Origin of the sequence: Paenibacillus sp. PDC88 (assembly GCF_900106725.1) — a bacterium.
Taxonomy (GTDB): Bacteria; Bacillota; Bacilli; order Paenibacillales; family Paenibacillaceae; genus Paenibacillus; species Paenibacillus shunpengii.
The window spans coordinates 247,729-262,994 of sequence record NZ_FNNT01000002.1; the positions used below are offsets into that span (position 1 = coordinate 247,729).

General features: G+C 47.2%; 16 protein-coding genes. All 16 read left to right on the forward strand.

What is annotated here, in order from left to right:
* Nucleotides 1-32: 32 nt before the first annotated feature.
* The 16 genes from BLW49_RS07745 (at nucleotide 33) to BLW49_RS07820 (ending at nucleotide 15,145) form a co-directional block, all read left to right on the forward strand.
* Nucleotides 33-836: a menaquinone biosynthetic enzyme MqnA/MqnD family protein gene (locus tag BLW49_RS07745; protein WP_256209704.1), complete on the forward strand. Its 804-nt coding sequence runs from the start codon at nucleotides 33-35 to the stop codon at nucleotides 834-836.
* A complete protein-coding gene (locus tag BLW49_RS07750) occupies nucleotides 833-1,807 on the forward strand; it encodes a polyprenyl synthetase family protein (protein WP_090723965.1) in 975 nt (324 codons plus the stop codon). Before BLW49_RS07745 ends, BLW49_RS07750 begins: the two co-directional genes overlap by 4 nt.
* Nucleotides 1,808-1,948: 141 nt before the next feature.
* Complete coding sequence (gene ndk, locus BLW49_RS07755; protein ID WP_047911134.1) at nucleotides 1,949-2,392, forward strand: nucleoside-diphosphate kinase; 444 nt, start codon at nucleotides 1,949-1,951, stop codon at nucleotides 2,390-2,392.
* Nucleotides 2,393-2,428: 36 nt separating this feature from the next.
* Nucleotides 2,429-3,229, forward strand: coding sequence for a CheR family methyltransferase (locus tag BLW49_RS07760; RefSeq protein WP_090723967.1), 801 nt, complete (start codon nucleotides 2,429-2,431; stop codon nucleotides 3,227-3,229).
* Nucleotides 3,230-3,296: 67 nt separating this feature from the next.
* Nucleotides 3,297-3,476, forward strand: coding sequence for a hypothetical protein (locus BLW49_RS07765; protein WP_076312890.1), 180 nt, complete (start codon nucleotides 3,297-3,299; stop codon nucleotides 3,474-3,476).
* A gap of 184 nt (nucleotides 3,477-3,660) precedes the next feature.
* Nucleotides 3,661-4,830, forward strand: a complete 1,170-nt coding sequence (gene aroC, locus BLW49_RS07770; RefSeq protein WP_090723969.1) for a chorismate synthase — start codon at nucleotides 3,661-3,663, stop codon at nucleotides 4,828-4,830.
* A gap of 2 nt (nucleotides 4,831-4,832) precedes the next feature.
* A complete protein-coding gene (gene aroB / locus BLW49_RS07775) occupies nucleotides 4,833-5,936 on the forward strand; it encodes a 3-dehydroquinate synthase (protein ID WP_090723970.1) in 1,104 nt (367 codons plus the stop codon).
* Complete coding sequence (aroH, locus tag BLW49_RS07780) at nucleotides 5,936-6,313, forward strand: chorismate mutase (protein ID WP_090724514.1); 378 nt, start codon at nucleotides 5,936-5,938, stop codon at nucleotides 6,311-6,313. The genes aroB and aroH overlap by 1 nt, the downstream gene beginning before the upstream one ends.
* Before the next feature lie 462 nt (nucleotides 6,314-6,775).
* Entirely contained in the window at nucleotides 6,776-8,326 is a 1,551-nt protein-coding gene (trpE, locus tag BLW49_RS07785) for an anthranilate synthase component I (RefSeq protein ID WP_090723972.1), read from the forward strand.
* Nucleotides 8,327-8,342: 16 nt separating this feature from the next.
* Entirely contained in the window at nucleotides 8,343-9,392 is a 1,050-nt protein-coding gene (gene trpD / locus BLW49_RS07790) for an anthranilate phosphoribosyltransferase (RefSeq protein WP_076312885.1), read from the forward strand.
* A complete protein-coding gene (trpC, locus tag BLW49_RS07795; RefSeq protein ID WP_076312884.1) occupies nucleotides 9,382-10,185 on the forward strand; it encodes an indole-3-glycerol phosphate synthase TrpC in 804 nt (267 codons plus the stop codon). The genes trpD and trpC overlap by 11 nt, the downstream gene beginning before the upstream one ends.
* Entirely contained in the window at nucleotides 10,182-10,868 is a 687-nt protein-coding gene (locus tag BLW49_RS07800; protein WP_076312883.1) for a phosphoribosylanthranilate isomerase, read from the forward strand. Before trpC ends, BLW49_RS07800 begins: the two co-directional genes overlap by 4 nt.
* A complete protein-coding gene (trpB, locus tag BLW49_RS07805; RefSeq protein WP_090723973.1) occupies nucleotides 10,865-12,061 on the forward strand; it encodes a tryptophan synthase subunit beta in 1,197 nt (398 codons plus the stop codon). Before BLW49_RS07800 ends, trpB begins: the two co-directional genes overlap by 4 nt.
* 8 nt (nucleotides 12,062-12,069) lie before the next feature.
* Entirely contained in the window at nucleotides 12,070-12,876 is an 807-nt protein-coding gene (trpA, locus tag BLW49_RS07810) for a tryptophan synthase subunit alpha (RefSeq protein ID WP_076313517.1), read from the forward strand.
* Nucleotides 12,877-12,925: 49 nt separating this feature from the next.
* Nucleotides 12,926-14,023, forward strand: coding sequence for a histidinol-phosphate transaminase (gene hisC / locus BLW49_RS07815; protein WP_076312881.1), 1,098 nt, complete (start codon nucleotides 12,926-12,928; stop codon nucleotides 14,021-14,023).
* A 9-nt stretch (nucleotides 14,024-14,032) separates the two neighbouring features.
* On the forward strand, nucleotides 14,033-15,145 hold the full coding sequence (locus BLW49_RS07820; RefSeq protein ID WP_090723975.1) for a prephenate dehydrogenase: 1,113 nt from the start codon (nucleotides 14,033-14,035) through the stop codon (nucleotides 15,143-15,145).
* Nucleotides 15,146-15,266: the final 121 nt, after the last annotated feature.

The following is a 15,266-nucleotide window of genomic DNA, read 5'->3' on the forward strand; positions in this document are numbered from 1 at the left end:
TCGGAAAAATAAGCTACACCAATGCATGGCCTATGTATCACTACTTCGAGCCGGCTGGGCTTACGAATCCGGCAGAGCTGGTCACTGAGGTGCCTGCCAGATTGAATGAACGAATACATGAAGGATCACTGGATTTAAGTGCGATGTCTTCCTTTGCATACGGCATGGCATCGGATCGATTATTCCTGTTACCGGATATTTCAGTCAGCAGCCGGGGAGAAGTGAAATCCATTCTGCTATTCAGCAAGGAACCCATTGAATCTATCGTAAACCGTACGATTGCACTGACCAATACTTCAGCAACCTCAGTAAATTTGCTCAAAGTGATTATGACGAAGTTCTATGAGGGTAATCCTGATTATATTACGATGGAGCCTGAACTTGAGAGTATGATGGAGAATGCAGATGCTGCTCTGCTTATTGGAGACCATGCCATCAAAGCTTCCTGGGCAGACCATGATTATTATGTTTACGATCTGGGTGAGTTATGGTATCGGTATACTGGGCACCGGATGACTTATGCCGTGTGGGCAGTAAATCGAAGTTACGCGGACAACAATGGAGATGCTGTAAAAGAGATTGCTGATGCGTTTTATAGCAGCAAGACTGCAAGCCTGCGTGATCTTGCACCCGTTGTTAAGCATGCAGTACAGCACATTGGCGGTTCTGAGGCATATTGGTATGCGTATTTTAGAAATTTGGTTTATGATTTTGGCGAAAATGAGTTGCAAGGGCTGCAACTGTATTTCCGTTATGCACATGAGCTTGGTCTCATGGAGCATGAGGTCCAGGTGGATCTCTGGAATGAGAATAAGCTGATACGGGTGACGGAATGAAACTACTTGATATTTTGACAGCACTAAAAAAGGATATAAGTTATATAGAGAAAGAGTTATACCGCGGTGTAGAAACGAGTGAGCCTCTGCTTGCCGAAACGTCACTGCACTTGCTTAAAGCAGGCGGCAAACGGCTTAGACCGGTCTTTGTCCTGCTTGGGGGGAAGTTTGGGAACTATGACATCGAGGTATTGAAGCACGTGGCAGTTCCGCTAGAGCTGATCCATTCCTCGTCGCTTGTTCATGATGATGTAATTGACAATGCGGAAACAAGACGAGGACAGCTTACCGTCAAATCGAAATGGGACAACCGGATCGCGATGTATACGGGTGACTATATCTATGCACGTGCCATGTCGATTATAGCGGAGCTGCCTAATCCGCTGATCCATCAGACGATGGCGAAGGCTATGGTGCAAATGACGATTGGCGAAATGGAACAGATCAGGGACTTCTTTAACACCGATCAAAGTGTACGTAACTATTTGCTGCGGATACGGCGCAAAACAGCACTCCTTATCGCGATCAGCTGTCAGCTTGGGGCTGTGGCAGCCGGTGCCGATAAAGAGGTGTGCAGAAGACTCTACAGCTATGGCTACAATGTAGGCATGGCCTTTCAGATTCAGGATGATCTGCTTGATCTGAGAGGCACAGAGAAGCAGCTCGGCAAACCGCCCGGTAGTGACATGCTTCAGGGCAATATTACGATACCTGTTATTTTCGCGTTGCAGGAAGAGCGTATTCGGGAGGACCTGCTCCAGCTTATTCATCGGATTCATGAAGATGGAGACAAGGGGTCCGTGCAAGCTGCAGTAGGCATGATTCGTGAAAGCGATGGAATGGCTAAAGCTGAGGCGCTCGCTGACCGATATATGAATAAAGCTCTTGATGCACTGGAAGGACTTCCTGACATTAAGACGAAGAAAAATCTACGGGATATCGCTCATTTTGTTGTAAAACGTTCATATTAACCTGGCAGGAACATCAAGAAAGCAAGTCGAAAGTCATTATGCAGCTAGCTGGGGCGTGTCTTATAACTCACTGGAGTGGAATTTGTTTTTTGTGTTTAAGATACGCCCTGATTCTTAAACAAAGCCTGGAGGGAATAGACGATGGAGCGTACTTTTTTAATGGTGAAACCAGATGGGGTTCAGCGTGGATTGATTGGACGTATTATTAGCCGGTTTGAGGACAAGGGGTTTAAGCTGGTGGCAGGGAAATTTGTACAGGTCACAGATGAACAAGCTAAACGTCACTACGCCGAGCATGATGGCAAGCCTTTCTTTGATGACTTGGTGTCCTTCATTACTTCCGGACCTGTATTTGCGATGGTATGGGAAGGTGAAGACATTATCACTCTATCACGGATGCTCATCGGCAAGACAAATGTGAAAGAAGCGCTTCCTGGCACGATTCGGGGAGACTTTGCGGCGATCACTCCACATAATTTGATTCATGGCTCTGATTCCCCAGAGAGTGCGGCCAGAGAACTCCGTAATTTCTTTGCAGAAGAAGAACTGGTTGCTTATGATAAAACGATTGCTGTCTGGACATAAAATGTGCGGTTCTTTTCCTAAGAAAGAAGGTTTCATGTGTCCAATCTAGAGATGGAAACTACGCAATCCGATTACTTGCTATTTGTTCGTAATGTAAAACAGGCCACGGGTATTGATCTTTCGCAATACAAAGAAGCCCAAATGAAACGAAGACTTACGACGCTTCGTAACAAGCACGGGCATGAGGGCTTTGCATCCTTTTTTGATGAAATGACCCGCAACAAAGCTTTATTTCTTGAATTTCTGGATCGAATGACCATCAATGTCTCTGAATTTTGGCGGAACCGGAACAGATGGGAAGTACTTAAGGATCGCATTCTGCCCAGCCTGACCCGGGATCAACAGAAGCTCAAGATCTGGAGTGCCGCTTGTTCTACAGGCGAAGAGCCGTATACATTGGCTATGATTGTTGATATGTTGGGCTTGTTAAGTCAGACGGAATTGCTCGCAACTGATATTGATGAAGGGGCTCTGGCCAGAGCCAGCAAGGGTACATATCTGGAGCGTTCACTGAGAGAAGTGCCTGAGTCCGTGTGCAGACGTTACTTTACAGAGGATGGGCTTCAGTTTCATATTGATCGCAGGCTGAAACAGGCGGTGCGCTTTAGCAAGCAGAACTTGCTGTCTGATACATTTGAGGAAGGTTTTGATCTCATCGTTTGCCGAAATGTCATGATTTATTTTACGGAAGAGGCGAAGCATTTACTGTATCAAAAGTTCGCCAAGGCGCTTAGACCGGGCGGGGTATTGTTCGTGGGAAGCACAGAGCAGATCTTTTCTCCCGCTCAATATAACTTGGTTTCGGCAGACACCTTTTTTTACCAAAAGTCTATTTAAGTATAGTTCTAGTATGAATTGCCCAATACTGGAACTATCTGCGTAAAGACTTTTTGGGGGTAAAAGAATGGACAAAAGAACGGTAATCACTGCATATAGACAAGGGTTAATCAATATCCGGGAGTGTGCCCAGATCATCGGGCTGGACACGACTCAAATGGAGCGGATGCTTGGTGAGATCAAGTCTCAGTCTGATGCTGATCGTCATGAGCTGTCATGGCGGGCTGGACTAACGACTGGCAAGTAATGGAGCATATAAAGAAACGCCTGTCCCGTTATGAGGATAGGCGTTTCTTCATATCCCCATTCGAATAACTGGAATGGGGCGAAAACAGATCCATTCTTGTCAAACATAACATGCTATACTATAATGATCAAAGATTAAACATTTTAGCAGTTTAAAGCTTAACAGTATAAAGGGGGAACGTATTATGAGTCTTCGTTATTTAACCGCAGGGGAAACGCACGGACCCCAATTGACAGCAATCGTAGAGGGACTTCCAAGTAATATGAAAGTAGATTTTGAGGAGCTGAATTTTCAGCTGCATCGCCGCCAGAAGGGGTACGGACGCGGGCGTCGGATGCAAATAGAGAAGGACACAGCTGAATTTGTTGGCGGTATACGCCATGGATATACAACAGGAGCGCCGGTAGCACTGGTCGTTGAGAATAAGGACTGGACGCACTGGCGTAATATTATGAACATTGAGCCGATTGAAGGCACTGATGAAGAGAAGCGTAGAATCCATCGTCCAAGGCCAGGACATGCAGATCTGAATGGAGGACTTAAATACAATCTGAAGGATCTCAGAAATGTGCTTGAGCGCTCCAGTGCTCGGGAAACGACGGTACGAGTGGCGGTGGGAGCCATTGCACGTCAGCTTCTGGCTGAGTTCGGGATACAAATTGCCGGCCGCGTGCTGCGAATCGGTGAGATCGAAGCTCCGTATGAGGAACTCCCGATCGAAGAGCTGCGCAGCCGTACAGAAGCTTCCTCAGTTCGTGTAACCGATCCTGAAACAGAGAAGAAGATGGAAGCTTACATTGATCAGATCAAGAAAGATGGGGACTCCATTGGCGGCATTGTAGAATGTATCGTGGAAGGTGTTCCTGTCGGGCTTGGAAGCTATGTACAGTATGATCGTAAGCTTGATGGACGTATTGCACAGGCCGTCATGTCAATTAATGCCTTCAAGGGTGTCGAGATCGGTATTGGATTTGAAGCGGGTACGATTCCGGGATCACAGGTTCATGATGAAATCCTGTACAGTGAGGATAAGGGATACCATCGTGCATCCAATCGCCTGGGCGGGTTTGAGGGCGGTGTGACGAACGGCATGCCTGTTGTAGTACGCGGTGTAATGAAGCCGATTCCTACGTTATACAAGCCACTGCAAAGTGTGGATATTGATACGAAAGAGCCGTTCACGGCTCAAGTGGAACGTTCGGATGCTTGCGCAGTTCCTGCTGCGAGTGTAGTCATGGAGCATGTGGTTGCCTGGGAGATTGCCAAGGCGTTTCTGGAGAAATTCGGCGGAGATTCCATTGAGGAGATCAGAGCCAATCTGGATAACTATAATGCACAATTGGAGCGTTACTAACCATGAAGACGCTGAATGTTGACCTGGGCGAGCGTTCATACCCTATTTATATTGGAAGCGGGCTGCTTGCTAAGACAGGCAGCCAACTGGCTCAGCACGGAGTAAGCAGCAAGAGTCCGATCATGGTTATTACGGATGATCAAATAGCACCGTATTATTTGCAGATTGTGAAGGATTCCTTAGAGCAAGAAGGCTACAAGGTTGTATCCGCCGTGGTTCAGAGCGGAGAGACGTCCAAGTCTCTCTCCGTTTACACGGAAATGATGACCCTTGCGATCGAAGGAGGTCTTGATCGAAGCTCGGCTATTCTAGCCCTTGGCGGAGGAGTCGTCGGTGATCTGGCTGGCTTCGTAGCCGCTACATATATGCGTGGGGTTCGATTTGTGCAGATTCCGACAACAATCCTTGCTCATGACAGCAGTGTAGGGGGTAAGGTAGCGGTCAACCATCCGCTTGCCAAAAATATTATCGGTGCATTCCACCAACCTGAGTTTGTTCTGTATGATGTGGATACGCTGAAGACGCTGCCTCCACGGGAAGTTTCGGCAGGTCTTGCAGAAATGCTGAAGCACGGACTGATTCAAGACGAGGATTTTGCCTACTGGTGTGAAGAGCATGCGAATAAGCTGCTCTCCTTAGATAAGGACTCACTTGTGTATGGGTTGCTGCGCGGCTGTTCGATCAAGGCAGATATCGTATCCCAGGACGAAAGAGAAAATGGGATTCGGGCAACGCTTAACTTGGGTCACACAATTGGTCATGCGATTGAAGCGATCGCAGGTTATGGCAAATTTCTTCATGGTGAGGCGATCTCGATCGGGATGGTTGGTGCCGCACAGCTCGGAGTATTAAGAGGAGCTGATCCGGCGCTATACACTACGACCAAGCGCATGCTTGAAGCATTGAATCTGCCGACTTCACTTCCGGCAGACATCAGTACAGATGATATTCTGGCTGCCATGATGCATGACAAAAAATTTAGAGAAGGCCTAATGGTCTTTATCATCCCGACCAAGATCGGTGAAGTTGTCGTTGCGAATGATGTTCGGGTACAGGACGTCAGGGATGTTATAGATGGGCTGAAGGAAAGAGGCGTAAACGTATGATGTACACAAGAGGTATACGTGGGGCAACGACGGTAACGAGCAACACGGAAGTTGAAATCATGAAGGAAACTTCGAAGCTGCTTGAAGAGATCGTAGAACGTAATCAGCTTGAGCCGGAAGCAATCTGCAGTGTATGGATTACACTTACGCAAGATCTTGATGCTGCATTTCCAGCCAAAGCGATCCGTGAGCTGGATGGATGGGAGCTTGTGCCCTTAATGTGCTCCCTGGAGGTTCCTGTCAAAGGGGCACTGGAGAAGTGCATTCGCTTTATGATCCATGTGAATACAGCGAAATCACAGAAGGAAATTCAGCATGTTTATTTAAACGGTGCGAAGGCACTGCGTCCAGATTTGGCTGCTTCCGCTGAAAGCTAAAGGGTAAATAGAACCTTGCCAAAACGAGTTAAACTATGTATAGTGAACTGTAGCAGAGATGAGAAGAGTTTAGACGTTTGATGAGTAGAGCAGAGCTTAGCCATTATCAGAAGGCTGTGGCCGGCAGTGCATAAGGCATGACGGTAGCATGGCTGATGAAATGGGAGAAGTCCTTGGCCTTTAAGCATAAGGCAAGGCCTTTGAAGAGTTGAGAAACAGGAAGAATAAGAATATAGATACCCTGATTAGCTGTAAGTACAGGATTATTAATAATAGATTCTGCTACTGATGTTATTGGCGTAATCACTATAGGGTAAGTATATTTTCTTTGGGTTTCTTATGCTTACATACTCATATATTCGTTAATGAACCTCTACAGTCTCGTAGAGGTTTTTTTGCATACACGCATACTTCTTGAACTTCATCTTTCGCCCATCTTAAGCTCAAGGGAGTGTTTTAAGGATGTTGAATATAGAAGCACAAGAGGTACTTAGACAAGCCAGGGAATATAATCTGATTCCTGTCGTTAAGCGAATTCTTGCTGATATGGAGACACCCATCCGATTATTCAGCCGGTTCGCAGAGCAGGAATACGCATTTTTGCTAGAGAGTGTGGAAGGCGGGAGCAATTGGGCGAGATATTCATTTATCGGCACCGATCCATTCATTACGATCTCCGGTAAGAACGGAGTTATTACTGTAGAGCACGATGGACGAAGACAACAAATGGAAGGCAAGCCGATAGAAGAGCTAAAGGCGCTGCTCAGGCAGTACCGAAGTCCTATGGTGGACGGATTGCCGCCGTTTACGGGCGGAGCGATCGGTTTTTTCGGATATGACCTGCTGCAGTATTACGAGAAGCTGCCGAAGCATGCGGTTGATGATCTTCAGATGGATGATATTCAGTTTATGTTCTGCGACCAGGTCATTGTATTTGACCATGTGAAGCAGCAGCTGCTGTTAATAGGCAACGTTCATGTAGCACCAGGGGATCGGGATGAGGATATTCTGCGTAATTATCAGCTAGTGGATCAGAAGCTGGAGAAGCTCGCAAGGATATTAGCGGATGAAGGACCGAAGGAAAATGCCAATCGTCATTCTATGCCAAATGGGGTGGAACTTGGTGATGTGAAGTCAAATCTGACAAAAGATCAGTTTATTTCCAATGTTGAACAGGCTAAGGAATATATCCGTGCAGGGGATATTTTTCAAGTAGTGCTGTCCCAGCGCTTTCATATTGAGACCGAGGTATCTCCGCTTCAGGTATACCGGGTGCTTAGAACACTGAATCCATCACCGTATATGTATTATTTAAAGCTTGGAGAAGAAGTAATCGTGGGCACCTCGCCAGAAGCGCTTGTCAAGGTCGACGGCGGAAGGGTTCAAACTAGGCCAATCGCTGGCACGAGACCGAGAGGAGCAACAGCTGCGGAAGATGAGCGTCTAGCTCAAGACCTGCTTCAGGACGAGAAGGAATGTGCAGAGCACCTGATGCTCGTTGATCTCGGCCGTAATGATATCGGAAAGGTCAGTCAGTTTGGAACCGTAAAATGCGATTCATTTATGGAGATTGAGAAATACTCGCACGTCATGCATATGGTGACGAATGTATCCGGTACGATAAGGGAGGATAAGGATTTCTTTGATGCTTTTCTATCCTGTCTACCGGCAGGTACTGTATCCGGTGCACCGAAGCTGAGAGCCATGCAGATCATTGCAGAGCTGGAGCGTGAAGCACGTGGTGCCTATGCTGGAGCGATCGGATACTTAGGCTTCAGCGGGAATATGGACTCCTGTATCACGATTCGCACGATTATATTCAAGGAAGGCAAGGCCTATGTTCAGGCAGGGGCTGGCATCGTCTGGGATTCGGTTCCCGAGATGGAATATGAAGAGACAGTAAACAAAGCGAAGGCACTTCTAACGGCAATTCGATATGCTGAACAAATGTTTCCAAAAGCAGCTGTGCCACAGAACTACGCGAATCAAGACTATATTTATACATCTAACTGATAAGGAGGAGATCACGATGAGCACCATCATCACAGGAAATGCTGTTCAGCAAGGCCTCATGAGCATCATGGAAGGCAAAGATCTAACGCAGATTGAAGCAAGGAATGTCATGGGTCACATTATGAGCGGAGAAGCGACTGCAGCACAAATCGGCGGACTGCTGACGGCTCTGCGGCTAAAAGGAGAAACGGTTGATGAAATTACTGGATTTGCTGAAGCAATGCGAGAATCCTGTTCGAGAGTCCACACAGAGCAGAACAATCTGCTGGATACCTGTGGAACCGGGGGATCAGGGATCAGCAAATTCAATATTTCAACGGCTTCCGCCATCATCGCCTCCTCTTTATCCGTACGGGTTGCGAAGCACGGGAACCGTTCTGCAAGCGGAAGAGCAGGGAGTGCGGATGTACTCGAAGCACTAGGAGTTAACATTCATCTGAATCAAGAGCAGGCGAGAGACTGCCTGGATGCGATCAATATTTGTTTTTTATTCGCTCAGGTATATCATCCTTCCATGAAGTATGCGGCTGCACCGCGTAAGGAACTGGGGGTAAGGACGATCTTTAATCTGCTTGGGCCGCTTACCAATCCAGCTGGAGCAGACCGGCAAGTACTCGGGGTATATGACGTAACCAGAACAGAAGCCATTGCGGAATCGCTCGGCAGACTTGGACTGAAACGGGCACTCGTCGTAGCAAGCTATGATGGACTTGATGAGATTAGTATTTCAGACCGGACGAAGATATCGGAATTAAAGGATGGAGCTGTTCAAACCTATGATATTCACCCTGATGATCTGGGACTTAAGGTATATCCTTTGCAGCAGGTCCTTGGAGGAACAGCTACTGAGAATGCAGACATTATTAAACGTGTGCTCTCCGGCGAGCAGGGAGGATATCGGGATATCGTTCTTGCAAACGCAGGGGCTTCCATCTATGTAGCAGGACTTGCAGGAAGTATCGCAGAAGGGGTTCACTTGGCCAAAAATGCCATTGATTCCGGTAAAGCATCCGATAAATTGACACAGCTTATACAGAAGACGGGAGAGTATGAATATGTATCTTGATCGAATTGTCGCAACGAAGAAGGAAGAAGTCGCAGCATTATCCAGTGTATTCGACATGAACGAGGCAGAAAAAAGGATTGCGGCACTGTCGGCTACGAGAGGCTTCGAAAGAGCATTGTCCAAGGAGCATGCGAGGGGAATGGGGCTGATTGCTGAAGTAAAGAAGGCCTCTCCGTCAAAAGGATTAATTCGGAGTAATTTCGATCCTGTCGACATAGCCCAGGCATATGAGGCCGCAGGTGCAGATTGTATGTCGGTGCTGACAGATATCCATTACTTTCAAGGGAAGCCCGAATATTTGACAGCAATCCGTCAGCAGGTTAACGTTCCGCTGCTGCGCAAAGATTTTATTATTGATGAGAAGCAAATTGCGGAAGCCCGGATCATCGGTGCGGATGCGGTTCTGCTTATTGCAAGCATACTGGATTCAGCCCAGCTGTCTAAATATATAAGCTATGCACGGGATTTGGGCCTGGATGCACTCGTAGAAGTTCATGATAAGGAAGAGTTACTACGTGTTCTGGATATTGGCAGCGCAACTCTAATCGGGATTAACAACCGCAATCTTCGTACATTTGAAACTCGACTTGAAACGACCGCTGAACTTGCAGACCTTGTGCCTGAGCATGTCACCTTAATCAGTGAGAGCGGCATTCGCACACCGGAAGATGTGGAATATGTGAAGCAGGCAGGTGCCAAAGGCATCCTTGTCGGCGAGCAGTTTATGCGCCAGGATAATGTGAGTCAGGCTGTTCTTGAGCTTATGGGTGCAGGGGAACAGGTGAGGAAATGACGGTACAGAAGGATCAACCACTTCTAAAAATTTGTGGACTTCAGGACGTTGAAGTGCTAAAATCAATGAAGCACTTAACTGTTGATTTTATTGGGTTTGTATTCGCGAAGTCAAGACGCCAAGTATCTGCGGAACATGCAGCGCAGCTCTGTAAGGTACTGAATGAATGGGAAGCCATACCTTCTCCCAGATCAGCAGGGGTGTTTGTTAATCCTGATTGGGAAGAGCTTACAGACGTACTCGATCAAGCTCCACTGGACGTGATTCAGCTGCACGGACAGGAATCCCCGGATTTTTGCCAGAAGGTCAGAGAAGTGCTTGGGGTACAGGTGTTTAAAGCTTTCTCCATTCACGAGAATCAGACTCCAGGCATGAGTGCCCATGATCAGCTGAACCCGTATAAAGGTAAAGTAGATGCCATTCTGCTCGATACTTACGATGGAGTATATGGCGGGGGATCCGGTAAGACCTTTGCTTGGGAGAAGAGCCTGCCCTATCAGCAGTGGGCTGATCGTACGGGAATTCCGCTGTTTGTAGCCGGCGGACTTGATGCGGAGAACGTAACCGGGCTTGTGCGTCGTTATGCTCCGGACGGAGTAGATGTTTCAAGCGGCGTTGAGACAGATGGACATAAAGACATCGTTAAAATGACAGCTTTTGTGGAGAGGGTGAAGAAGGCATGACGCAATTACCGGATGAATATGGTCGTTTTGGTCCTTTTGGAGGGCGGTATGTGCCGGAAACGTTAATGAATGCCCTGATCGAATTAGAGCAGGAGTATAAGCGTTTTTCAGAGGATCCTGAGTTTAATGAGGAATTGAACTATTTGCTGAAGCAGTATTCGGGCAGGGAAACTCCTCTTTATTATGCAGAACATTTAACCCAGCAGCTTGGCGGGGCCAAAATATATTTGAAGCGTGAGGATCTAAACCATACGGGTGCTCATAAAATTAACAACGCACTGGGACAAGGACTGCTTGCTAAGCGCATGGGTAAGAAAAAGGTCATCGCTGAAACAGGGGCAGGACAGCATGGGGTGGCAACAGCAACGGTTGCAGCACTGCTGGGCTTGGAATGCAAGGTGTTCATGGGAGAAGAGGATACGAAGCGTCAGCAGCTAAATGTATTTCGGATGAATATGCTGGGAGCTGAAGTTGTTCCCGTCACATCGGGCACCCGGACGCTGAAGGATGCAGGGAATGAAGCTCTTAGGTACTGGGTGAGTAATGTAGAGGACACCTTCTATATTCTCGGTTCAGCAGTCGGACCCCATCCATATCCGCTGATGGTTCGTAATTTTCAGCGCGTCATCGGAGACGAAACGAGAAGACAGATTATTGAAGCAGAAGGAAGACTGCCTGATAAGATTGTAGCAGCTGTCGGTGGAGGCTCTAATGCAATCGGCATGTTCTACCCATTTTTAAATGACGACTCCGTAGAGCTTATTGGCTGTGAAGCTGCAGGCAAAGGCGTCGATACGGAATTTCACGCGGCTACGATGAGCAAGGGAACACATGGCGTATTCCAAGGTTCAATGAGTCTCTTACTCCAGGATAAATTCGGACAAGTTCAGGAAGCACACTCAATTTCAGCCGGGCTGGATTATCCAGGGGTCGGACCCGAGCATTCCTATCTCAAAGAGATCAAGCGTGCTCAGTATGTTCCGATTACAGACAAGGAAGCGCTGGATGCACTTCAATTACTCAGCCGTACAGAGGGAATTATTCCTGCGCTCGAATCCGCTCACGCAGTGGCAGAGGTGGCCAAGATTGCACCAGCCATGGAGAAGGATCAGATTGTGGTCATCTGTCTATCCGGCCGGGGAGACAAGGATGTTGAATCCATCATGAAATACACGGGAGGTCAACTCTCATGAGCATACAGTTGAATCTAATGGATCTTACGTTTGAGAGGCTCAAATCTGAGGACAAAACGGCACTGATTCCTTTTCTTACGATTGGTGATCCCGACATCGAGACAAGTATTGAAATTATACTCGAGCTGGAAGCAGCAGGAGCTGACGTCATCGAGCTTGGTGTTCCATATTCGGATCCTCTTGCAGATGGACCTGTTATCCAGCGGGCTTCTGAGCGTGCATTGAAGCAGCATATTACCATTCGCACATGCATGGAGGCAGCAAGAAGAGCCAGAGAAGCAGGGGCGAAGCTGCCGTTTGTACTGTTTACTTATTATAATCCTGTTCTACAAACCGGACTGGAGACTTTCTTTGAATTACTGAAAGCTCACGATATCAGTGGAATCATTATACCTGATCTGCCAATTGAGGAGTCGGAAGAAATTAGAGCCTATGCAGACAAAGCTAATATCCACCTTATACCTCTGGTGGCTCCGACATCAAAGACAAGAATAGAGAACATTGTTAAAAAAGCAAGAGGATTCATCTACTGCGTATCATCGCTCGGTGTGACAGGAGAAAGATCCTCGTTCCACCGGGAAGTTGAAGAGTTTATTGACACGGTAAAATCGTACACTTCTCTTCCCGTTGCTGTTGGCTTTGGCATTTCAAGCCGTGAGCAAGTGGAGCGGTTCTCTAAGCTATGTGACGGGGTTGTCGTAGGGAGCGCGATCGTTAGACAGATTGAGACAAGCATTCCATTACTGTCAGATCCGGCAACCAAGCAAGAGGGGCTTTTGCAAATCCGGAATTTTGTGGCACAATTAAAGCTGTAGCGAATGCTGCAGCTATTCTTATTAAGTATACAGAGGAGGGGCTTTAACAATGAAACCTAAATCACAGATCGTTAACATACCCGTCTATAAACCAGGGAAGCCCATTGAAGAAGTCAAACGTGAACTGGGGTTAAGCGAAGTGATCAAGCTTGCCTCCAATGAGAACCCTTATGGCAGCTCGCCAAAAGCAAGAGAAGCGATTCAGGCTGAGCTGATGAATTTAAGTATTTATCCTGATGGAAGTGCCGGAGATCTGACAGCTGATCTAGCTGAGCATCTTCACGTAGGCAGAGAGCAGATTATCTTCGGAGCAGGCTCGGATGAAGTCATTGCCCTCATTACCAGAGCGTTCCTTGTGAGCGGGGATGAGACAATCATGGCCGACCAAACATTCTCCGTTTATAAGAGCAATGCTGATATTGAAGGCGCAGTTAGCATAGAGGTTCCGCTGGTTGATGGCAAGCATGATCTTGAAGGAATGCTGGAGAAAGTCACCTCAAAGACGAAGATTATCTGGGTATGTAACCCAAACAATCCAACGGGAACGATCGTATCGGAAGCTGAGCTCGTATCCTTCCTGGACCGAGTGCCACAGGATATCATGGTAGTGCTTGATGAAGCATATTATGAGTACGTAACGGATGCAGCATATCCGCAAACGATTCCTCTTCTCGCTAAATACGCTAATCTTGTGGTGCTGCGCACATTCTCTAAAATATATGGACTTGCTGCGCTTCGCATTGGCTACGGTGTTGCACAGCCTGAGGTTATCTCGCTGATCAATAAGGTAAGAGAACCGTTCAATACGAATCGATTGGGGCAGTCCGCGGCCCGCGCAGCTCTGAGTGATCAGGCTTTTATTACACAATGCCGTGATCTAAACCGTGAAGGAGTAACGTATTTGCAGGGCGAATTCGAGCGTCTTGGAATCCACTACTTTGCTACGCATGGCAACTTTATTATGGTGGATACAGGCAGACCGGCCGGAGAGATGTTTGATGCTTTGCTTAGACAAGGGATTATTGTTCGTCCAGGTTTCCAAGTCTATCCAACCTATATCCGAGTATCTGTCGGTGCCAAAGAACAGAACGAGGCTTTCATCAAGGCACTGGAGCAAGTGCTGAAGGCTGAAACAACTGGAGTGTAACGGCTGCTTATGAATGGATCAGAGAATCATACACAAAAAATAGCCATTTTCGGGGTGGGACTCATTGGTGGGTCCCTTGCCTTGTGTTTCAGAGGAAAACCCGGAATTACCGTCGTAGGATATGCTCACGAGCCTGCCCTCCAAGAACGATACATGCAGAGCGGCGTATTGGATGAAGTAACGTTGTCAATTGAGGAAGCCGCTATGGATGCGGATTATATATTTTTAAGTGTACCGGTTGGAATGCTAAATTATTATCTTGAACATCTCAGCAAGCTTCCGCTTAAGAAAGGCTGCGTCATTACGGATGTGGGGAGCACCAAAGCTTCAATTACCTCGGCTGCAAAATCCCTTGATTTCCAGGATGCTTATTTTATCGGTGGCCACCCCATGGCTGGGTCCGAGAGGTCGGGTGTTGAGGCGGCTTCTGCCTTGCTGTTTGAGAATGCATATTATGTATTAACTCCTTTGGAAGGGGTTCCTGAGCATGTGTATAATGCACTGAAGGAGCTGCTTGCCCATACGAAAGCACAGGTCATTCGAGTTGATCCGAAGCATCATGATGATATCGTTGGAGCGATCAGTCATTTGCCGCATATCATCGCGGTAGCTCTGGTCAATCAGGTCAGCGGGTATAACGAGGCAGAGCCGCTGTATCAGCTGCTTGCAGCCGGAGGCTTCAGGGATATAACCCGGATTGCATCCAGTGATCCTCTTGTATGGAGAGATATATTATTAAGTAATCGGGAAGTGCTTCTGCGATTGTTCAAAGATTGGAATATGCAGATTCAGCGGTTTACTGATATGATAGAGCATCAAAATGGGGAAGCGATTGAAGAGGCATTTCGGTCTGCAGGCGCGTTTCGTAATCAGCTTCCAGAGCGAAGAAAAGGCGTTATTACCTCATTGTTTGATATTTATATTGATGTACCGGATACGCCAGGAATTATTGGCAGGATTGCAACAGAGCTTGGAACAGCGGCCATCAATTTGAGCAACATGCAAATTATCGAAAGCCGGGAGGACGTGCCGGGGATCTTAAGGCTGTCATTCAGGCAGGAAGAGGACATGGAACGTGCGGCACAGCTGCTGATCTCCCAGAATTACACCGTTAGAAGCTAGGAAGCGTGCAAGCGGCTTTCTGGCTTTTTATATTGCCTTCAACATGATTCTCAAACCTAATAAAATCGCTTTAACTGAGCAAATGAACAAGATAATAAATTAATGTATAATAATGGTTGAC